We start from the raw sequence: 19,022 nt of genomic DNA, 5'->3' as shown, positions 1-19,022 counted from the left end.
TTCTGCAAGAGTGTGCAAAGTGCTCTTGTCTTCTTCTGGAGTTTTGCGTAGAATTCGCGCCCTATTGTGAATATTTAGCGCGCCGCCTGATGAACTAAAAGGCAAGCGCAGAAGCGGAGTTTTATATGTACGCGGTTTTCCAAAGTGGTGGTAAACAACACCGAGTAAGCGAAGGTCAGACCGTTCGCCTGGAAAAGCTGGACATCGCAACCGGTGAAACCATCGAGTTTGACCAGGTTCTGATGATTGCTAATGGCGAAGACGTGAAAATCGGCGCGCCACTGGTTTCAGGCGGTATGATCAAGGCAGAAGTTGTTGCTCACGGTCGTGGCGAGAAAATTAAGATCGTTAAGTTTCGTCGTCGTAAGCACTACCGTAAGCAGGCTGGCCATCGCCAGTGGTTCACTGATGTGAAAATCACTGGTATCACGGCGTAAGAGGAGATCTGACAAATGGCACATAAAAAGGCTGGTGGTTCGACTCGAAATGGTCGTGACTCCAATGCAAAACGTCTGGGTGTTAAGCGTTTTGGTGGTGAATCTGTTCTGGCAGGTAGCATCATCGTTCGTCAGCGTGGCACCAAATTCCACGCAGGCAGCAACGTAGGTTGTGGTCGTGACCACACCCTGTTCGCTACCGCAGACGGCAAAGTAAAATTCGAAGTTAAAGGTCCGAACAACCGTAAATACATCAGCATCGTTGCTGAGTAAGGTTGTCGTGACGCAGACGTTTATCGTCTGAACGCACGAATTAAAGGCCCCGCAGCTCCTGCGGGGCTTTTTACATTCTGCGCTCTGTCGCGGTAAAAGCGACGCCTCACTGAAGTTTGCTGTACACTTTATGTACACACTGGCGACAGCCAGTCCTGATTTATCCGCCGCTGGTCAGCGCAGAAGACCCTGGCGGACCCGTCTGCAGAGTGCTGCAGGCGATTGTGTGACGGAGATTGAAAATGAAGTTTGTTGATGAAGCGACAATTCTGGTCGTCGCGGGTGATGGCGGTAATGGATGCGTCAGCTTCCGCCGCGAAAAATATATCCCGAAAGGCGGCCCTGACGGGGGTGATGGCGGTGACGGCGGCGACGTTTATCTGATCGCCGATGAAAACCTCAATACCCTTATCGATTATCGTTTCGAGAAATCGTTCCGCGCTGAACGCGGGCAGAATGGCCAGAGCCGCGACTGTACCGGTAAACGCGGTAAAGATATCGAAATCAAAGTTCCGGTCGGCACCCGGGTTATCGACCAGGGAACCGGCGAGACCTTAGGCGACATGACGCGTCACGGCCAGAAACTGATGGTCGGCAAAGGCGGCTGGCATGGCCTGGGCAACACCCGTTTTAAATCGTCAGTAAACCGCAGCCCGCGCCAGAAAACCATGGGAACTCCGGGTGAGAAGCGCGACCTGCAGCTTGAGCTGATGCTGCTGGCGGACGTCGGCATGCTGGGCTTACCGAATGCCGGTAAATCCACCTTTATTCGCGCCGTGTCAGCCGCCAAGCCAAAAGTGGCGGACTATCCGTTTACCACCTTGGTGCCAAGCCTGGGCGTGGTACGTATGGACAGCGAGCAGAGCTTTGTCGTGGCCGATATTCCGGGCCTGATTGAAGGCGCCGCTGAGGGTGCCGGTCTCGGGATCCGCTTCCTGAAGCACCTGGAGCGCTGCCGCGTGTTGCTGCACCTGATCGACATCGATCCGATCGATGAAAGCGATCCGGTTGAAAATGCCCGCATCATTCTTGGCGAACTGGAAAAGTACAGCGAGAAGCTGTTCAACAAACCACGCTGGCTGGTCTTCAACAAAGTGGACCTGATCGGTGAAGAAGAAGCGCAGGCACGTGCCAAAGCGGTCGCTGAGGCGCTGGGCTGGGAAGATAAGTATTACCTGATCTCTGCCGCCAGCCGTACCGGCGTCAACGAACTCTGCTGGGATGTGATGAGCTTCATCAACGCCAACCCGAAAGAAGCCGAGCTTGAAGAGAAGCAGCCGGAGAAAGTGGAGTTCATGTGGGACGATTACCACAAAGAAACCCTTGAAAATGCGACAGAAGTGGAAGATGAAGAGTGGGATGACGACTGGGATGATGAAGACGACGAAGGCGTCGAAATTATCTATCAGCGCTAACCACGACGCAGCCACAGGCTGACCGGCAAAGCCCCTCTTTCCGACCGAAAGGGGGGCTTTTTTTCAGCTGCTCATCACCGCCACGCTGAGTCGCGCACTGCAGCACAACTGATCCCGGCCGTTACGGATCTCGATCTGCCAGCTCTGACTGCGTCTGCCCAGATGCAGGGGGCGACAGATCCCCCGCACTGTCCCGGCTGACACCGCACGCAGATGGCTGGCATTGACTTCGACACCCACCACGCTGCTGCCTTCTTCCACCGCCATATACCCGGCCATTGAGCCCATCGACTCCGCCAGTACCACGGAGGCCCCGCCATGCAGCAGGCCAAATGGCTGGTGCGTGCGCGCATCCACCGGCATCGTCGCTTCCAGGTAATCCTCGCCTATCACGGTAAAGACGATCCCGAGATGGGCGACCAGCGACTGCTCGCCCAGTGCATTCAGGGCGGGAAGGTCGAAGGATCGTTTCCAGATCGCGGACATTTTCAGGCTCCCAGAGTTGCGCCGCCGTCGACCACGATATCCTGCAGGGTCACATGGCTGGCCAGGTCTGATGCGAGAAACAGCACGGTGGCCGCAATTTCCTGCGGCTGCGCGATCTTGCCCAGCGGGATCCCCAGCTTAAACTGATCCGGAAAACCGGCGATCATTTCCTGCTCGCCGCCGGGGGTCTGCCACAGGCTGCGCTGCATGGCGGTGTCGGTGGAGCCGGGTGAAACGATGTTACAGCGAACGCCAAAAGGGGCCATTTCCAGCCCCACGGTCAGACAGAGGCTGCGCAGTGCCGCTTTCGATGCGCCGTAGGCCGACATGCCAATTCGCGGCGCGTGCGCCGCATTAGACGCCACGGTGACGATGGCCCCGGCGCGCTGCTGGCGAAAGCGCGGCAGCGTCTGCTGAAACAGGTTAAAGGCGCCGCCCGCGTTGACGTTCAGGCACGCCTGCCAGTCAGCGAAGGAGAGCGCATCGGTGGCGCCGACGCGCAAAATGCCCGCCGCGTTGACCAGCACATCAATGCGCGGTTGCGTTGCCAGCACGTGCTGACAGATCGTTTCTACCTGATCCGGATCGGCCACATCCAGGCGATGACAGCGAAACGGATAATCCTGCCGCGCAAACTGCAGGTCAAAGGCTTCCACCCGCGCGCCTGCCCGATGAAAGGCCAGCGCACTCTGATAACCAATGCCCTGACCGGCTCCGGTTACCCAGACAACGCGACCGCTGAAGTCGAAGGTGTGGCTCATTGAGTGAGCTCCCGCGACAGCAGTGCCCACCAGCCATCGATGCTCGGATTTTTCGCCAGCGTAACAAAGTCGATATCCCGGTGAACCTGACGCCAGCGTGCCGCCAGCGCCATGACGCGCACCGAATCCAGACCATAATCGATCAGGTTTTCATCGTCCTCCGGCACCTCATCATCCTCCAGCAGCGGCAGGACGAGCGCGCGCAGATCCGCTTTGCTGAGAGGGACCGGCATCATATCAGCCGTCATCACCACTTTTCCGCTGCGGCCGGCGGTGTAAGTCAGCGCCATCATATGCTCCTCGCGGCTGAAATCAGCCAGCGCATCGGCCACCATAAACGGCTGAATATCACGCATAAAGGCATCCGTGGCGGTGGTCAGGCAGCCGATATGGGCATAGACGCCCGTGATAATCAGCTGATCGCGGCCCATCTCCTTCAGGATCGCCTCCAGCGGGGAACGATGAAAGGCGCTGTAGCGCCACTTGGTCAGCACCTGGTCGTCCTCGTCGGGGGCCAGCGCCGCCACGATCCTCTGCTGGTCGGGATGCTTATTCAGGCCCGGTCCCCACATATCGTTGAGCAGGGCGCGATCCGCATCGCTCTGCGCCGTCGGCTGGGCGGTGTAAAACACCGGAATACCCTGCGCTTTGCAGTAGCGACGCAGGCGGGCAATATTGCCGACGACCTGCTCAATCAGCGGGCTGTTCTCTCCCCAGAAGCTGAGAAAATAGCGCTGCATATCGTGGATGAGCAGGGCGGCCCGGCCCGGCTCCAGCGCCCATTTAACCCGGTTATTCGGCAACTCGGTGGCGGCGGGCAGTGGATAAGAGGTCAGTTGTGGAATAGTCATAAAAATTCTCCGGACAGATCGGGCTTACGCGTGTTGATCGGCAAGATGCTGGCGCAGACGTTTTTTATCGACCTTGCCGACCGGGGTCAGTGGCAGGGCATCTACGCAGGTAATGCGGTCGGGAAGCTTAAATTCTGCGACGCCCAGTTCACGCAGGTGGCGCCGCAGCGCCGCCGGTTTTACCGGCTGACGGGTGACGATAAACGCGCAGCTTTTTTCACCCAGCAGCGGATCGCTCATGGAGACCAGTGCCGCGTGGATCACATCGGCGTGTTGCTGCAGCAGGTTTTCGATCTCTTCCGCGGCGATCTTCTCGCCACCCCGGTTGATCTGATCTTTCTCCCGACCCTGCACGATAAGGTTGCCGTCAGGGGTGATCTCAACCAGGTCACCGGAACAGTAAAAGCCCCGTTCGTCGAAACTGGCGGCGTTATGTTCCGGACTGTTGTAGTAGCCGCGAAAGGTGTAGGGGCCGCGCGTCATCAGACGACCGGTGGCCCCCACGGGCAGAGGATGACCCTGCTCGTCGGCAACCCAGACCTCATCATCCGGGGAGATCGGGCGTCCCTGTGTGGTGAGGATGGTCTGCGGATCATCATCCAGCCGGGTGTAGTTCACCAGTCCTTCGGCCATGCCAAAGACCTGCTGCAGGGTGCAGCCGATCTCATGCTGTATGCGTGCAGCCAGCGTTTCGCCCAGCTTAGCGCCCCCCACCTGCATGCGCTGCAGGGAGGGCAGTGCCGCCTTGCTGTCCGATTCCTGAAGTGCCAGCAGCCAGAGGCTGGCGGCAGGCGGAACCAGGCCGGTATCGGTCACCTGATGTTTTTCAATCAGGGGAAAGCAGGCTGTCGCACTGGGATCGGCGGCCAAAATAACCTGTCCCCCTGCGTAAAAGACGCCCAGCGCGCCCGGCGAACTCAGCGGGAAGTTGTGGGCGGCGGGCAGGGCGATGAGATAGCGGGTATCGGCAGTGACGCCACAGATCGTGTCACTTTCACGGATGCTGTAGTAGTAATCGTTGTGGGTGCGCGGAATCAGTTTTGGCGTGCCGGTACTGCCGCCAGAGAGCTGGAAAAAGGCTACCTCGTCGCCCGCGGTCGGCGTGGCCATAAACGCACCGGCCGGTTCGGCCAGCAGCGCTTCAAGGCTCTGTTCCGGCGGTGAGGCATGGCGCAGGATCACCTGCTGCAGTGAAGGGTGATCGTGGCGGAGCTGCGCAGTAAAAGCGTCATCGGCAAACAGCGGATGCGTGCGGTCAGCAATCACCAGGCGGGGCGAAATCTGGCTGGCGTAGGCGGTCAGTTCGGTGCGCTGATGGCTGAACAGGGCATTCACCGGCGCCACACCGAGTTTAAACAGGGCAAACAGCGTCAGGTAAAATTCGGCCACGTTGCCCAGCTGCACCAGCGCCGTATCACCCCGTTTCAGGCCACGCCGCTGTAACGCCGCCGCCAGGTTGTCACTCAGTGCCGCCAGCTGGCGGTAGGTCAACCGCCTGTCATCCTCAATCACCGCCACGCTATCGTTGTCGCGGTGGCGATCCAGTATGTCGGTCATCGGCAGGTCGAGCCAGTAGCCTTTTTCACGGTAACGGGTGGCCAGGTCGTCCGGCCAGCGGCTGTAGGAGATCGTCATGCAGGTTCCTTTATTGCAATCCAAAAGCGCGAAGCAGGGTGTCGAGTTTGACGCCGGTTTCACGCCACTCTGCTTCAGGTTGTGAGTCCGTCACGATGCCCGCACCGGCAAACAGCCTTACCCGCGCCCCCTTCACCGTGCCGCAGCGAATGGTGACGACCCATTCGCCATTGCCCCGATCGTCACACCAGCCGACGATGCCGCCAAACAGCTGACGCTCAAACGGCTCAAGGCGCTGGATCAGGGCCTGCGCACGCTGATGCGGAAAGCCGCTGAGTGCCGGTGTCGGATGCAGCAGGCAGGCGAGGGAGAGTGCATTTTCGCGCTCGTCCAGCACTTCGCCACGGATCTGCGTGGCGAGATGCCAGAGGGTGGCCGTGGTCAGCAGAGAGGGTGTTTCAGGCACCGACAGCAATCGGCTGCGCGGCTGCAGGGTGGCGCGCATCGCATCTGTCACCAGCTGATGTTCATGTCGATCCTTCGCCGACTGCATCAGGCTGTCGCCGGAGGCCCGATCGCGTTGCGGATCGCGGCTGCGTGCGGCCGAGCCGGCCAGGGGACAGGAGCTGAACAGGCGACCCTGTTTTCGAATCAGTAGTTCCGGGCTGGCTCCCACCAGCGCGCCGCCGCCGGGCAGGGGCAGATGAAAGTGATAGCTGCCGGGATTCTGCACCACGATGCGCTGCATCAGAGCAGCCGTATCAACCGGCTGTTCAGCCACGATCTCCATCAGCCGCGACAGCACCACTTTCTCCAGGTCGCCCCGGCGCGTGGCGGCAACTGCCTGCGCCACCATGTCGGTAAAGCGCGCCTGATCCGGCAACGCCGTACGGCGACGAATCATGGGCAGATCGGCGTCTGCCAGTGAGGCCCGGGCGATCAGATCGTCACGGTTAAAGCGCTGCCAGGACTCCGGGATAAACAGCGCGGCGGGCTGCGCCACGTCAAAGGGGATGGCACCTGCCACGATGGGGTGCGCAATGCCCTGCTTTCTGGCCGAGGTAAAGTGGTGCTGAAGCTGCTGCTGAAAATCCCCTGTCAGCTGTTCACCCTGTCTGACTGGCGTGGTCAGCGTTGTAAAGCAGCCCTGTGTGGTGAGGCTTTGCCAGGGCGAGGTAAACAGGAAACCCTGGCAGAGTGCCGCAAAATCGTGCAACAGGGGATGTTCAAATGCGCGTGATTCGGCCATACTTTTCACCCGTAAATGATAAGATAACTAATAATGATTATCATTTGTATTATTAGGCGTTAAGCTACGTGGATTGGCTGGATCTGTCAATCCATATGCGGCGCTTCGGCTGCTGCTCCGGGTCAGATCAGCATAAACAGCCGCCGACCTTATCTGAACGAGTGTGGAAAAGAACGTATGAATAAACAGAGGGTTAGCAGAGCGATCGTGCTGTTTTTTCTGAGCAGCCTGCTCAGTGTCAGCGCGGTGGCCGGGACGGGCTGGCCGCGCACCATTACCGGGGCCAGTGGCGATCTTACCCTGACGCAGGCACCGACCCGAATCGTCTCAACCAGCGTGACCCTGACCGGATCGCTGCTGGCCATTAATGCGCCGGTGGTCGCCAGCGGGGCCACCGCCCCCGGCAGTCGCCTGGCGGATGAGCAGGGCTATTTCCGGCAGTGGGGCGCGGTGGCGAAACAGCGCGGCGTGAAGCGTCTCTACATTGGCGAACCCCGTGCAGAAGCGATTGCTGCCGAAGCGCCGGATCTGATTGTGGTCAGCGCCACCGGCAACGATTCAGCCATCAGACTGGTCGATCAGCTTGCGGCAATTGCGCCGGTGCTGGTGGTCAATTATGACGATAAAAGCTGGCAGCAGCTGGTGACGCTGCTGGGCAAGGCGACGGGGCATGAGGCGGAAGCGGCCGCACGGATAAACGCTTTTGAGGCACGCGAAAAGGCGCTGAAGGCGAAGCTGACGCTGCCGCCGCAGCCGGTTTCCGCGATGGTCTGGAACGGCGACGGGCGGGCCGTGAACCTGTGGACGGCAGCGTCAGCGCAGGCCAGGTTACTGCAGCAGCTGGGCTTCATGCTGGCGACGCCGCCCGCCAGCCTTCACGCCGGGCACAGTATGGGAACGCGCAAAGATATTCTTCAGCTGTCAGGTGAAAATCTGGCGGCGGGCCTGAATGGTCAGACTTACCTGCTGTTTGCCGCCGACGATAACACCACTGCACAGGTGATGAGCAACCCTTTCCTGGCGCAGACCCCGGCAGTAAAAAGCAGGGCGGTCTATGCACTGGGGCTGGATAGCTTCCGCCTCGACTACTACAGCGCCAGCAATCTGCTGACGCGGCTGGAGACGCTGTTTGTTAACGGTCGTGGCGTCTGAGAGACGGGATAACCTGCAGAAATGAGCTTATCGGTCGCTTAATCGCATGGGCTTCTCTGTGACTCTTCTGGTAAAGGCTTAAACGTTATGCGTCAATGTCGCGCAATAGCAGGTTCAGGGATGCTGCTGTTGCTACTTTTCGCGCTCAGTCTGATGCTGGGCGCCAAATCCATTCCCCTCCATGAGGTCACTCAGGCCCTGTTCACCGACTGCACCCGCGTCGATTGTGTCATCGTGCGTGACGCCCGGCTGCCGCGCACGCTGGCGGGGGTGCTGGCCGGATGCAGCCTGGGGCTGGCGGGGGCGCTGATGCAGAGCCTGACGCGAAATCCTCTGGCCGATCCCGGCATTCTGGGGGTTAACGCCGGTGCGGGTTTTGCGGTCGTACTGGGGATCGCCCTGACCGGCGCAGACTCCCCGGCTGACTGGCTGGGCTTCGCCTTTGCCGGTGCACTGCTGGCCTCTCTGCTGGTGGCGCTGACTGGCGCCGTGGGCGGCGGTCGGGTCAGTCCGGTGCGCCTGACCCTGGCGGGGGTTGCGCTGGGTGCGGTGCTGGAGGGATTAACGTCCGGGCTGTCGCTGCTCAACCCTGATATCTACGATCACCTGCGTTTCTGGCACAGCGGCTCGCTGGATATCCGCAGTTTCGCCATTCTGCGCGCCACCTTGCCGGCCGTCGCTGTCGGCAGCGTGCTGGCACTGTTGCTGGCACGTTCACTGAACAGCCTGAGCATGGGCGGTGATATGGCGACCGCACTGGGCACCCGCGTGGTGCGAACGCAGCTGACGGGCCTGCTGGCGATTGCGCTGCTGAGCGGCGCGGCGACGGCCGCCGTCGGCCCCATCGCCTTTGTCGGCTTAATGACGCCACACCTGGCACGCTGGCTGCTGGGCAACGACCATCGCTGGCTGCTGCCGGGAACCCTTGTGATGACCCCCTGCCTGCTGCTGGCCGCCGACATCCTGGGACGGCTGCTGGTGCCGGGCGAGCTGCGCGTGTCGATTGTGACCGCCATTCTCGGTGCGCCGATGCTGATTGTGCTGGTTCGCCGCCGGCCGGGAAGAGGGCTGTAATGAAACGCATCATAATCAATGCGCTTTTACTGCTGGTGGCCTGCGGCATCCTGGCGTTTATGGGGCTGACACGCGGCACCCCCTCCCTCTCGGCGCAGCAGTTGTGGACGCTCTTCAGCGGGGAGGCGGCGCGCAATGTTCAGCTGATTGTGCTGGAGTGGCGGCTGCCGCGCGTCACGATGGCGCTGCTGCTGGGGGCCGCGCTGGGCGTCAGTGGCGCGATTTTTCAGTCACTGCTGCGTAACCCGCTGGGCAGCCCCGATATTCTCGGTTTCAACACCGGGGCATACAGCGGGGTGCTGGTCGCGCTGGTGCTGTTTCAGCAAAACATGGCGGGCCTGACGCTGGCCGCACTGGCGGGTGGGCTGCTTACAGCGGCGGTGGTCTGGCTGTTCAGCTGGCGCAACGGCGTGGAGACCTTTCGTCTGATTATCGTCGGCATCAGCGTGCGGGCGCTGCTGATGGCGCTCAACAGCTGGCTGATTATCAGCGCCTCCCTGGAGGCGGCACTGAGCGCCGGGCTCTGGAGCGCCGGTTCACTTAACGGCATCACCTGGGCGAAGACACTTCCCGTGACGGTTGTGCTGCTGCTGGCGCTGCTGGCGACGGGAATGCTGGCCCGGAGCATGCGTCTGCTGGAGATGGGCGATGACACCGCCTGCGCCTTAGGGGTCCCGGTGGAACGCAGCCGCGTCATGCTGATGCTGACAGGCGTGATCCTGACTGCGGCCTCAACCGCGCTGGCCGGGCCTCTCTCTTTTATTGCGCTGCTGGCGCCGCAGATTGCACGCCGTCTCTGCGGAGGCGTCAAAGGCGCACTGCCGCTGGCTGCGCTGTGCGGTGCGCTGCTGTTAATCGCCGCAGACTACGCCGCACAGCATCTTTTCCTGCCTTATCAGCTGCCGGTCGGTGTCATCACCGTCAGCCTGGGCGGACTCTATCTGATTGCTCTGCTGATACGGGAGGCGCGACGCCAGTGACAGAGAAAACACGTTTGCAGGGTAAGGCGCTGACGCTGGGTTACGACAAAAAGATCGTGGCGGAGCATCTCTCGGTCGCGATCCCCGACGGTGAACTGACCGTCATCATCGGGCCTAACGCCTGCGGAAAATCGACGCTGCTGCGCACCCTGAGCCGGCTGGTGACGCCGCTGCAGGGCGAGGTGCTGCTGGATGGTCAGACGATCGCCCGGTATGCCACCAAAGAGGTGGCGCGGCGGCTGGGGCTGCTGCCGCAAAGTTCCAGTGCGCCCGCGGGCATCAGCGTCAGTGAACTGGTGGCACGCGGACGTTATCCGCACCAGACGCTGTTCGGACGCTGGCGACAGGAAGATGAGGCGGCGGTGCAGCAGGCGATGCAGGCCACCGGGGTGGCCGATCTGGCCGCCCAGCCGGTGGATACGCTCTCTGGCGGTCAGCGGCAGCGGGTCTGGATCGCGATGGTGCTGGCGCAGGAAACTCCCTTACTGCTGCTCGATGAACCCACCACCTGGCTGGATATTACGCATCAGATTGAGCTGCTGGAGCTGATGCAGGACCTCAATCAGCAGCATGGCCGCACGCTGGTGGTGGTGCTGCACGATCTTAATCAGGCGTGCCGTTACGCCAGCCACCTGATTGCGATGCGTGACGGAAAAATCATCGCTGAAGGGAAACCGGCGGAGATTGTGACGCCAGCGCTGATTGAAGCGATCTACGGCCTGCGCTGCGTCATCATCCGCGATCCGGTAGCCGGCACCCCGATGATTGTGCCGTGCGGAAGAGGCTGACCGGCACCCTCTCCGCAGGAGAAGGCGGCTACGGATTCAGCGACGCCAGTATCTGCTGCAGGCGGGGACCGATCTGTTCAAACAGGCGGGGTGAGACGATCTCAACATGGGCACAGTCCAGCGGCCAGATCGTCACACCGCCGAGGTAAGGTGCCCAGGCGCGACGTGCATCCTGACCGGGCTGCTGCGTCTGTTGCGCCAGAAACAGTGTCGCCTGTCCGCTGAAACGGGCACTGCGCGCCGTGGCCAGCAGCCGCACGGAACGGGCGTAATTGCTCTCAATGGTGGTGAACAGCGCCTCCATACCTTCACCCGCCTGCTGACGCTGCGTCGCGATAAACTGCTCGCGCTCGCGGTTAACCTCCTCCAGCACCGCCGGATCCAGCACGTTCTCGCCGCGCCGTGCATCCCAGTTTTGCGTTTCCGGCGGCCAGGTGTCGAGCAGCCCGAGGAAGGCAACGGTTTCGCCTTCCGCTTCCAGCCGCGCGGCAATCCCCTGTGCCAGCGTGCCGCCCAGCGAGTAGCCCAGGAAATAGTAAGGCCCCTGAGGCTGCTGCTGTCGCACCGTCGCCAGATGAGCATCACACACCGCATCAAGATGCTGCGCCTGGCTGAGCGGGCTGGTGAGGTCGGGTGACTGAATGCCCAGCAGCGACCAGCGCGGGTCCAGATAACGCGTTAATGCGCTGAACTGCCAGGCAAAACCGGAGGCGGGATGGAAACAGAACAGCGTCGGGCCCGTGCTGCGCCGCAGCGGCAATACCGTCTCAAACCCGGCGCGGGTCGCCCCGGCAGAGGGGCCGCTGAGCAGAGCCGCCAGCTGTTCCACCGTAGGGGCCACCATAATCTGCCCCACCGACACCGGCTGATCCAGCGTCCGGCGCAGCTGCGCCGCCAGCCGCATCGCCAGCAGCGAATGCCCTCCCAGCAAGAAAAAGTCATCCTGTGCGCTGACCGACTCGCGCTCCAGCAGCGAAGCAAACGCCTGAGCCAGCGTGCTTTCCAGTCCAGGGCAGGGCGCGCGCCCGGCGATTCTGGCCTGGGTCTGTGGCAGCGGCAGGGCTTTACGATCGAGCTTGCCGTTGCTGCTGAGCGGCAGGCTCGCCAGCTGAACAATCGCCACCGGCACCATGTGTGCGGGCAGCCGGGTGGCCAGCCGCTGGCGCAGGGCGTCCGCGTCAATCGTCTCATCGGCGACGACATAACCGACCAGCTGCCGGGCATCACCCTGCTGATCGCCGCCACCGCCCAGCACGGCCGCGTGCGTCACCGCCTGCTCGATGCCCGGCAGGGCGGCCATCGCCAGATCGATCTCATTCAGCTCAATGCGCTGTCCGCGAATTTTAAGCTGATCGTCACTGCGGCCCAGATACTCCACTGCGCCATCCGGCAGCCAGCGTGCCACGTCGCCGGTGCGGTACATCCGGGTGCCGTCACCCCAGGGATCGGCCACAAAGCGGCTGGCCGTGAGGTCGGGACGATCCAGATAGCCGTGCGCCAGCTGGACGCCGGTCAGCCAGAGATCGCCGGCAATGCCCGGCGGCACCGGCTGCAGATGGGCATCCAGGATCCGCAGGCCGGTGTTCCAGACCGGGAAGCCAATCGGTACGCTGGCGCCTTCAACGGCGGCCAGCTCTGCGCCGGAGGCCGGATAGTAGCTGACATCCACCGCCGCTTCGGTCGGGCCATAGAGGTTATGCAGCGGCACCCCGGTCAGCGTCTGCCACTGACGCGACAGCGCGGCGGGCAGTGCTTCACCGCTGCAGAAGACCCGACGCAGGGTGGCGCAGCAGGCTGCCGCCGCCGCCTCCTGCAGCGCAGCGACAAAGGCGGCCAGCATCGACGGAACAAAGTGGGTGGTGGTCACGCGGTAGCGTGCAAACAGCTGCCTCAGCGCCTCCGGGTCGCGGTGCGCATCGGGCGGCGCCATCACCAGCTGCGCACCGGCGATCAGGGGCCAGAAGAACTCCCAGACGGAGACATCAAAGCTGCCCGGCGTCTTCTGTAACACCACATCCTCCTGACCCAGCGGATAGCGATCCTGCATCCATAACAGGCGGTTGACGATCGCGGCGTGACTGACGAGCACGCCCTTTGGCCGCCCGGTTGAGCCGGAGGTGTAGATGAGGTACGCGCCATCCTGCGGGGAGGGCACCTGCGACGGCATCGCCTCAGCGGGGGTTAACAGCGTGTCGTAAAACAGCGGTGTGACCGGCGAGAGCGCCGCCAGCCGGTCAGCCAGTTCACGGCGGGTGATCAGCGCTTTCGGCGTGGCGTCTGCCAGCATCATCTTTAATCGGTCGTCGGGATACCCGGTGTCGAGCGGCAGCCAGGTGGCCCCCACGCTGACGATCGCCTGTAGCGCCAGCGATAAAAACACGGAGCGCGGCAGCGCCACGGCGACAATATCCCCGCGCGCCACACCCCGGGCGATCAGCTGCTGTCCCAGCGCGGCGACCTGCTGCTGCATCTGTTGATAGCTGAGCTGATGCGACGCATCGATCAGCGCCGGTGCCTGCGGCGTTCGTTCAGCCTGCTGCAGCAGCAGGCTGCTCAGCGTGGCCGGGGGAAGCGTCACGGCGGTCTGATTGATCGCCGCCAGCTGCCGGTGCTCGTCCGGCATCAGCATGTCCAGCTCGCCACAGGCACGCGCGGGCTGGCTGGCGAGCTGGGAGAGCAGCCGATCAAAACGGCGCGCATGCTGCTGCACCAGGGCGTCACTGTAGCGCTGTGCGTTAGCCAGCAGCGCCAGCGTCAGATCGCCCTGATCGTTCAGATAGATAGCCATCTCCAGATCGCGAACCGGGCCGGACGCCAGCTGATGGGTGATGCCGGCTGTACCGGCGAAATCGAGCTGGTAGTCGAACATCTTCAGGTTAATCACCGGCCCGTAAAGCGGATCGCTGTCGCCGTGACGACCCAGATCGCGCTGCACCTGCTCTGCGTCATAGCGCTGATGACGACGCATTTTTCTGACTTCACCCGCCAGCCGGGCCGCCAGAGCTGCCAGCGGCTGGGCCGGATCGTAATGCACTGCCAGGGGCAGCACATTGATCACCGGACCGGTGGCGCAGAGCGCCGCCGAGCCGATGCGGCGCATAAAGATGAAACCGGCGGCAAAATCGTTCTGACCGGTCAGACGCGCCAGCCACAGCGCCACCAGCGCCACGGCCGTATCTGCCGCGCTGAGGTTCTGCTGGCCGGTGTGCTCAAGCAGCTTCTGAAAGGCGCTTCGATCCACCGTGATGCTGTGACGCCGCAGATCCGTGCTGGCGTGCTGACCGGCCAGCGGCAGCGGGGAGAGGGAGGCGGGGGCAGGTAACGCTGCGCCTTTCTCCAGCCAGAACTGGCGGTCGCGCTGCCAGGCTGCCGATTGCTGATAGCGCTGATACTCCTCAACCACCTCGCTGAACGGCACAAACGGCGTCGGCGTCGGCGTGTCGCCGCGCTGCCAGGCGCTGTAGAGATCGGCGATACGGCGGGTCAGGGCGGTAAAGCTGAAACCATCCACCACCAGATGATGGTAGCGCTGATACCAGTACCACTGCTCCTCACCCAGTCGCAGCAGGCTGTGATGGCAGAGCGGCGCACCGCTCAACACCCGCAGATCGCCCGACAAATCCTCCTGCATCCGCGCCCGCGCGGCGGCGTGCGGATCGGCGGCGGCGCGCAGATCGATCACCTCGGGTAAGCGGAAATGCTGCGCGACAGGCCACTGCAGCGGTTCGCCGTCCCGCTCGCCAAAGGCCATGTTCAGGGTGTCCGCTTCCTGCATACCCGCCACGATAGCGCGGGAGAGCAGCGCGCTGTCCAGTGCGCCCCGCAGTTCCACAAAATGTGCCACGGCGTAGGCATTGCTGTAGGGCGAGAGCTGGTCAGCGATCCAGATACCGGGCTGGGCAGCTACCAGCGGCAGCGTTTTCTGTGGTGTCAGAGAGCGTTCAGACATGATCGCTCCGGCTGGCTTCTGCGGTGACGGGGCGGATATCGTGCCAGTGTTCATTCAGCCACGTCAGGCAGTGTGCCTGTGGCGCGGGGCCCCATACCGGCTGCCACCCGGCCGGGATCGCACAAAAGGTGGGCCATAAGCTGTATTGCTGCCGATCGTTCTTCAGTACCAGACACGCCTGCTGCGGGTCGTCAAAAGGGTGAGGTTGTTGCATATCAGTCTCCTGACCACCATCGCGGAGCGCGCTGACGCCCCGATTCTGCCCGTGGCACCCTGCAGTGGCGGGCAGGCGGCGGACGTTAAGCGAATGAGGATGATGGCCACAGGGTTTTCAGGCCGGTCAGCAGCCCGCCGCGCCAGCAGAGTGCATCGTGACCGCCTTCAACCGGGTGATAGCTGACCTGATGTCCGGCATCGGTCAGATCGCGCTGGAACTGCTGATTTGCGGCCAGAATCAGCCGCTCGCGCCGACCCGCTTCCAGATAAAAGCGCCGTGGCGGTGCCTGCAGCAGGCCCTGCTGTAACTGCTGCGGCAGCCAGCCGCTGGGATCGTCGCGCCCGGGCCACCAGAAAGAGCCGGAAAGGCTGACGGCACCGGCAAAGGTGTCGGGCCAGGTCAGCGTGGCGTAAGCGGCAGCGAGGCCGCCAAAACTCTGGCCGATCACCAGCGTGCGGTCGCTGTCGATACGGCAGGGCGTCTGGTGCGCAACCTGTGGCAGCAGCTCATGCTGAACGGCCAGCCAGAAGTCAGGGTTGCAGGTCAGCTCGCGCGTGCGGTGTTCGCGATCGATGATGTCGATCATGACATAGACCGCCGGGGGCAGTTCGCCTGCCGCGGTGAGCTGCTGAAGCGGACCGGCAACCGGCATGCTGTGCGCCCAGAACTGTCCATCCAGCAGCAGTGCCAGCGGACGCGCGCCAGCATCGGCCTCGCCGGTTACACAGATCCAGATCTGACGCTGGTTGCCCAGCCGTTTGCTGCGCCACAGAAAGTGTTGCAGCGGTACTGCGGCGGCGCGGCCTTCATCGACCGCCCGCCAGACCTGCTGATCGGGCGCATGAGGCAGGTGCAGCGGCGAGTGTGACATGCCGCGTCCGCCCGCCCAGCCTCGCAGCGGATTGAGCGGATCGTTTTGCGCCTGCGGAAATTTCTGCCCCCACCACTGCCGTAACGCCTGCGCATCGCTCTGGCCGGTAAATGGCTCAGCCTGCGTATCCGGGATGAGAAAGTAGCTGCCACGCCAGTCAGCGGGCAGGGAGGTTTGCCACCACCAGACATCGGTGTGGGGCAACGGAGAGAGTGAAACAGGGGCGGCGGCATGATGATGATCGGTCACGCCGGTAATGTTGATCCAGACGCGGCGGGTGTCCGATCTCTGTGTGTCGCCCTGCGGATCGCGCCAGAAAAAGGTGACCTGACAGGTGCCCGCGTCACCCGGTTCAATCAGCGGGATCCCCCGCTGCTGCTGCTGTTGCCACCAGCGTTCACTGCCGGTCTCTTCGTTTAACCAGGTCATACGCGCCATCGTTCGAACAGACGAAATCTGTGCCATAAATGATATAAATAATAGTATTGATAATTATTTGCATTTGCAATAGGGTGTTTCCGCTCGTCAGGGCGTGTGTGCATTTTCTCTGCCGCACCGGCTTTCAGCGGGGTGTCTCGCGGTGCTGAAATCAGCCGGGCAGGAAGGGGATCAGGGACATTAGCTTTTTACCGGCGCGCTGGCAGTGGCATCCCTGCTGGTCGTCCAGGAACAGAAAAATGAAAAAGTTATCGCGGCTTTCACTGGCCATTATGATTGAACTGGGTTTCACCGCCTCTCTCATCTCTGCCGGTGCCGTGGCGGCCAGCAGCAGCGATCCGGCGCTTAACAACACCGCGTCAGACAGCCTTAACGACAGCACCATGATGGTGACCGCCGCCGAGCAGACGCTGCAGGCGCCGGGTGTCTCGACCATTACCGCCGACGAAATCAAAAAGCACCCGCCGGCGCGCGATGTCGCCGAAATCATCCGCACCATGCCGGGCGTCAATCTGACCGGTAACTCCACCAGCGGTCAGCGCGGCAACAATCGTCAGATCGACATCCGCGGCATGGGCCCGGAAAATACCCTGATCCTGATTGATGGTCTGCCGGTGACCAGCCGTAATGCCGTCCGGCTGGGCTGGCGTGGCGAGCGTGACACGCGCGGCGACAGCAACTGGGTGCCGCCAGAGATTATCGATCACATCGAGGTGATCCGCGGCCCGGCAGCGGCCCGTTACGGTAACGGGGCGGCGGGCGGCGTGGTGAACATCATTACCCGAAAAGAGATGGATCATCAGTGGCAAGGCTCGTGGAGCGCCTACTACAACGTGCCGGAGCATAAGGATGAGGGTGCTTCCCGACGCACTAACTTCAGCCTTGAGGGGCCGCTGGGGGATGATGTCAGCTTCCGCCTCTATGGCGGGCTGGCAAAAACGCAGGCAGATGCGTATGACATCAATGAAGGGCACGCCGCCGCCCGTACCGGAAGCTATGCCGGATCGTATCCCGCGGGCCGGGAAGGCGCGGTCAACAAAGACATTCATGGTCTGCTGCGCTGGGCCTTTGCGCCGATGCAGGCGCTGGAAGTGGGAGCCGGTTTCAGCCGTCAGGGCAACCTCTACGCCGGGGATACGCAGAACACCAACACCAGTGACCTGGTGAAAAGTAAATATGGCGATGAGACTAACCGGCTCTACCGGCAGAACGTCTCTGTCAGGTGGACCGGCGCCTGGGACAATGGCGTCAGTACCAATACGTATGCGCAGTATGAGAATACCCGCAACTCCCGGCTGAACGAGGGGCTGGCGGGCGGGACGGAGGGCATCTTCTCCGACAGCCATTTCAACACCATCCAGCTGGATGATCTGCTGCTGCACAGTGAGATCAGCGTGCCGTTTGAGTGGCTGGTGAATCAGACGGCGACCTTTGGCACCGAGTGGAATCAGCAGCGGATGAAAGATCCGTCGTCAACCACGCAGGCTGCCAGCTACGGTTCCATTCCGGGGATCGCCACCACCGGCCGTTCACCCTATTCTCAGGCGGAGATTTTCTCGCTGTTTGCCGAAGACAACATTGAGCTGACCGACAGCACCATGCTGACGCCGGGAGTGCGTTTTGATCATCACTCGATCGTGGGCGATAACTGGAGTCCGTCGCTCAACCTGTCTCAGGGGCTGGGCGATGAGCTGACCCTGAAAATGGGTATCGCCCGTGCTTATAAAGCGCCGAGCCTCTATCAGACCAACCCCAACTATCTGCTCTACAGTAACGGCCAGGGCTGCGCCGCCAGTACCGGAGCCTGCTACCTGATGGGGAATGATGATCTGAAAGCAGAAAACAGCATCAACAAGGAGATTGGGCTGGAGTGGAAGCGTGACGGCTATCAGGCCGGACTGACCTGGTTCCGTAACGACTACCGCAACAAGATCGACGCGGGCAGGGTGCCAACCGGCACCGCCTCTAACGGCAAAACGGACATCTACAAATGGGAAAACGTGCCGAAAGCCCTGGTCGAAGGCGTGGAAGGCACGATCAACGTTCCCTTCTCCGACAGCGTGACGTGGAACAACAACTTCACTTACATGCTGCAGAGTAAGAACAAAGAGACCGGGGACCGCCTGTCAGTGATTCCGGAATATACGCTCAACTCTACGCTGAGCTGGCAGGCGATGGCGGATCTCTCCCTGCAGACCACCCTGACCTGGTATGGCAAGCAGGTCCCGAAGAAGTATGACTATAAAGGTAACGCCGTCACCGGCAGTGCAACCGATCAGGTCAGCCCCTATTCGGTGCTCGGCATGAGTGGCACCTATGACATTAACGCCTCTGTCAGCGTCACCGCAGGCGTCGATAACCTGTTCGACAAGCGTCATTTTCGTGAGGGCAATGCACAGACCACGGGTAATACGCGAACCGGCGCTTACCTCTACGGGGCAGGGGCCAATACCTTCAATGAGTCGGGCCGCACCTGGTACATGAGTGTGAACACCCGCTTCTGATT

General features: G+C 61.9%; 16 protein-coding genes. 8 read left to right on the top strand and 8 right to left on the bottom strand.

The window, feature by feature from the left end; genetic code table 11:
• Window positions 1–125 precede the first annotated feature (125 nt).
• From rplU to cgtA, 3 genes are all read left to right on the top strand, one after another.
• The gene (rplU, locus tag HFD97_RS11475) at window positions 126–437 is read left to right on the top strand and encodes a 50S ribosomal protein L21 (protein WP_008925416.1); all 312 of its coding nucleotides are present in this window, start codon (window positions 126–128) and stop codon (window positions 435–437) included.
• A gap of 15 nt (window positions 438–452) precedes the next feature.
• Complete coding sequence (gene rpmA / locus HFD97_RS11470; protein WP_009092448.1) at window positions 453–710, top strand: 50S ribosomal protein L27; 258 nt, start codon at window positions 453–455, stop codon at window positions 708–710.
• Between the two features lie 242 nt (window positions 711–952).
• Window positions 953–2,125 carry an Obg family GTPase CgtA gene (cgtA, locus tag HFD97_RS11465; protein WP_009092447.1) on the top strand — a complete coding sequence of 391 codons (1,173 nt, stop codon included), beginning with the start codon at window positions 953–955 and terminating at the stop codon, window positions 2,123–2,125.
• A gap of 63 nt (window positions 2,126–2,188) precedes the next feature.
• Here the strand turns inward: cgtA and HFD97_RS11460 are convergent, their stop codons facing one another.
• From HFD97_RS11460 to HFD97_RS11440, 5 genes are read right to left on the bottom strand one after another with little or no spacing between them, the layout of a single operon-like run.
• Entirely contained in the window at window positions 2,189–2,611 is a 423-nt protein-coding gene (locus HFD97_RS11460; RefSeq protein ID WP_046101077.1) for a hotdog fold thioesterase, read from the bottom strand.
• 2 nt (window positions 2,612–2,613) lie between these two features.
• A complete protein-coding gene (gene dhbA, locus HFD97_RS11455) occupies window positions 2,614–3,372 on the bottom strand; it encodes a 2,3-dihydro-2,3-dihydroxybenzoate dehydrogenase (RefSeq protein ID WP_167431932.1) in 759 nt (252 codons plus the stop codon).
• Complete coding sequence (locus tag HFD97_RS11450; RefSeq protein WP_046101079.1) at window positions 3,369–4,223, bottom strand: isochorismatase family protein; 855 nt, start codon at window positions 4,221–4,223, stop codon at window positions 3,369–3,371. Before HFD97_RS11450 ends, dhbA begins: the two co-directional genes overlap by 4 nt.
• A 24-nt stretch (window positions 4,224–4,247) precedes the next feature.
• Window positions 4,248–5,858, bottom strand: a complete 1,611-nt coding sequence (locus HFD97_RS11445) for a (2,3-dihydroxybenzoyl)adenylate synthase (protein ID WP_167431933.1) — start codon at window positions 5,856–5,858, stop codon at window positions 4,248–4,250.
• Between the two features lie 10 nt (window positions 5,859–5,868).
• Window positions 5,869–7,047 carry an isochorismate synthase gene (locus HFD97_RS11440; RefSeq protein WP_167431934.1) on the bottom strand — a complete coding sequence of 393 codons (1,179 nt, stop codon included), beginning with the start codon at window positions 7,045–7,047 and terminating at the stop codon, window positions 5,869–5,871.
• Between the two features lie 177 nt (window positions 7,048–7,224).
• On the opposite strand from HFD97_RS11440, the gene fepB reads away from it, so the two are divergent.
• The 4 genes from fepB to HFD97_RS11420 all read left to right on the top strand — a co-directional run bounded on the left by fepB (window position 7,225) and on the right by HFD97_RS11420 (window position 11,041).
• Window positions 7,225–8,199 (top strand): Fe2+-enterobactin ABC transporter substrate-binding protein, encoded by a 975-nt coding sequence (gene fepB / locus HFD97_RS11435; RefSeq protein ID WP_167431935.1) that lies wholly within the window; start codon window positions 7,225–7,227, stop codon window positions 8,197–8,199.
• An 87-nt stretch (window positions 8,200–8,286) separates the two neighbouring features.
• Window positions 8,287–9,273, top strand: a complete 987-nt coding sequence (gene fepD, locus HFD97_RS11430; RefSeq protein ID WP_154928596.1) for a Fe(3+)-siderophore ABC transporter permease — start codon at window positions 8,287–8,289, stop codon at window positions 9,271–9,273.
• Window positions 9,273–10,253 (top strand): iron-enterobactin ABC transporter permease, encoded by a 981-nt coding sequence (fepG, locus tag HFD97_RS11425; protein ID WP_167431936.1) that lies wholly within the window; start codon window positions 9,273–9,275, stop codon window positions 10,251–10,253. Before fepD ends, fepG begins: the two co-directional genes overlap by 1 nt.
• Window positions 10,250–11,041 (top strand): ATP-binding cassette domain-containing protein, encoded by a 792-nt coding sequence (locus tag HFD97_RS11420; RefSeq protein ID WP_167431937.1) that lies wholly within the window; start codon window positions 10,250–10,252, stop codon window positions 11,039–11,041. Before fepG ends, HFD97_RS11420 begins: the two co-directional genes overlap by 4 nt.
• Before the next feature lie 28 nt (window positions 11,042–11,069).
• On the opposite strand, the gene HFD97_RS11415 is transcribed toward HFD97_RS11420, so the two are convergent.
• From HFD97_RS11415 to fes, 3 genes are all read right to left on the bottom strand, one after another.
• Window positions 11,070–14,990, bottom strand: coding sequence for an enterobactin synthase subunit F (locus tag HFD97_RS11415; RefSeq protein WP_167431938.1), 3,921 nt, complete (start codon window positions 14,988–14,990; stop codon window positions 11,070–11,072).
• Window positions 14,983–15,204 (bottom strand): MbtH family protein, encoded by a 222-nt coding sequence (locus HFD97_RS11410; protein WP_009092432.1) that lies wholly within the window; start codon window positions 15,202–15,204, stop codon window positions 14,983–14,985. The genes HFD97_RS11415 and HFD97_RS11410 overlap by 8 nt, the downstream gene beginning before the upstream one ends.
• Window positions 15,205–15,289: 85 nt before the next feature.
• Entirely contained in the window at window positions 15,290–16,516 is a 1,227-nt protein-coding gene (fes, locus tag HFD97_RS11405) for an enterochelin esterase (RefSeq protein ID WP_167431939.1), read from the bottom strand.
• A 239-nt stretch (window positions 16,517–16,755) separates the two neighbouring features.
• Between fes and HFD97_RS11400 the strand changes: the two genes are divergently transcribed.
• Window positions 16,756–19,020, top strand: coding sequence for a TonB-dependent siderophore receptor (locus HFD97_RS11400; RefSeq protein WP_167431940.1), 2,265 nt, complete (start codon window positions 16,756–16,758; stop codon window positions 19,018–19,020).
• The last annotated feature ends 2 nt before the right edge of the window (window positions 19,021–19,022 follow it).

Origin of the sequence: Pantoea sp. EKM103V (genome assembly GCF_011800365.1) — a bacterium.
Taxonomy (GTDB): Bacteria; Pseudomonadota; Gammaproteobacteria; order Enterobacterales; family Enterobacteriaceae; genus Pantoea; species Pantoea anthophila.
This window is presented reverse-complemented; position numbering and strand designations above follow the sequence as displayed.

What these genes read in the sequence shown, in the direction of transcription:
- rplU (WP_008925416.1), top strand. Translation starts at nt 126, where the DNA reads ATGTACGCGGTTTTCCAAAGTGGTGGTAAACAACACCGAGTAAGCGAA.
- rpmA (WP_009092448.1), top strand. Translation starts at nt 453, where the DNA reads ATGGCACATAAAAAGGCTGGTGGTTCGACTCGAAATGGTCGTGACTCC.
- cgtA (WP_009092447.1), top strand. Translation starts at nt 953, where the DNA reads ATGAAGTTTGTTGATGAAGCGACAATTCTGGTCGTCGCGGGTGATGGC.
- HFD97_RS11460 (WP_046101077.1), bottom strand. Translation starts at nt 2,611, where the DNA reads ATGTCCGCGATCTGGAAACGATCCTTCGACCTTCCCGCCCTGAATGCA.
- dhbA (WP_167431932.1), bottom strand. Translation starts at nt 3,372, where the DNA reads ATGAGCCACACCTTCGACTTCAGCGGTCGCGTTGTCTGGGTAACCGGA.
- HFD97_RS11450 (WP_046101079.1), bottom strand. Translation starts at nt 4,223, where the DNA reads ATGACTATTCCACAACTGACCTCTTATCCACTGCCCGCCGCCACCGAG.
- HFD97_RS11445 (WP_167431933.1), bottom strand. Translation starts at nt 5,858, where the DNA reads ATGACGATCTCCTACAGCCGCTGGCCGGACGACCTGGCCACCCGTTAC.
- HFD97_RS11440 (WP_167431934.1), bottom strand. Translation starts at nt 7,047, where the DNA reads ATGGCCGAATCACGCGCATTTGAACATCCCCTGTTGCACGATTTTGCG.
- fepB (WP_167431935.1), top strand. Translation starts at nt 7,225, where the DNA reads ATGAATAAACAGAGGGTTAGCAGAGCGATCGTGCTGTTTTTTCTGAGC.
- fepD (WP_154928596.1), top strand. Translation starts at nt 8,287, where the DNA reads ATGCGTCAATGTCGCGCAATAGCAGGTTCAGGGATGCTGCTGTTGCTA.
- fepG (WP_167431936.1), top strand. Translation starts at nt 9,273, where the DNA reads ATGAAACGCATCATAATCAATGCGCTTTTACTGCTGGTGGCCTGCGGC.
- HFD97_RS11415 (WP_167431938.1), bottom strand. Translation starts at nt 14,990, where the DNA reads ATGTCTGAACGCTCTCTGACACCACAGAAAACGCTGCCGCTGGTAGCT.
- HFD97_RS11410 (WP_009092432.1), bottom strand. Translation starts at nt 15,204, where the DNA reads ATGCAACAACCTCACCCTTTTGACGACCCGCAGCAGGCGTGTCTGGTA.
- fes (WP_167431939.1), bottom strand. Translation starts at nt 16,516, where the DNA reads ATGGCGCGTATGACCTGGTTAAACGAAGAGACCGGCAGTGAACGCTGG.
- HFD97_RS11400 (WP_167431940.1), top strand. Translation starts at nt 16,756, where the DNA reads ATGAAAAAGTTATCGCGGCTTTCACTGGCCATTATGATTGAACTGGGT.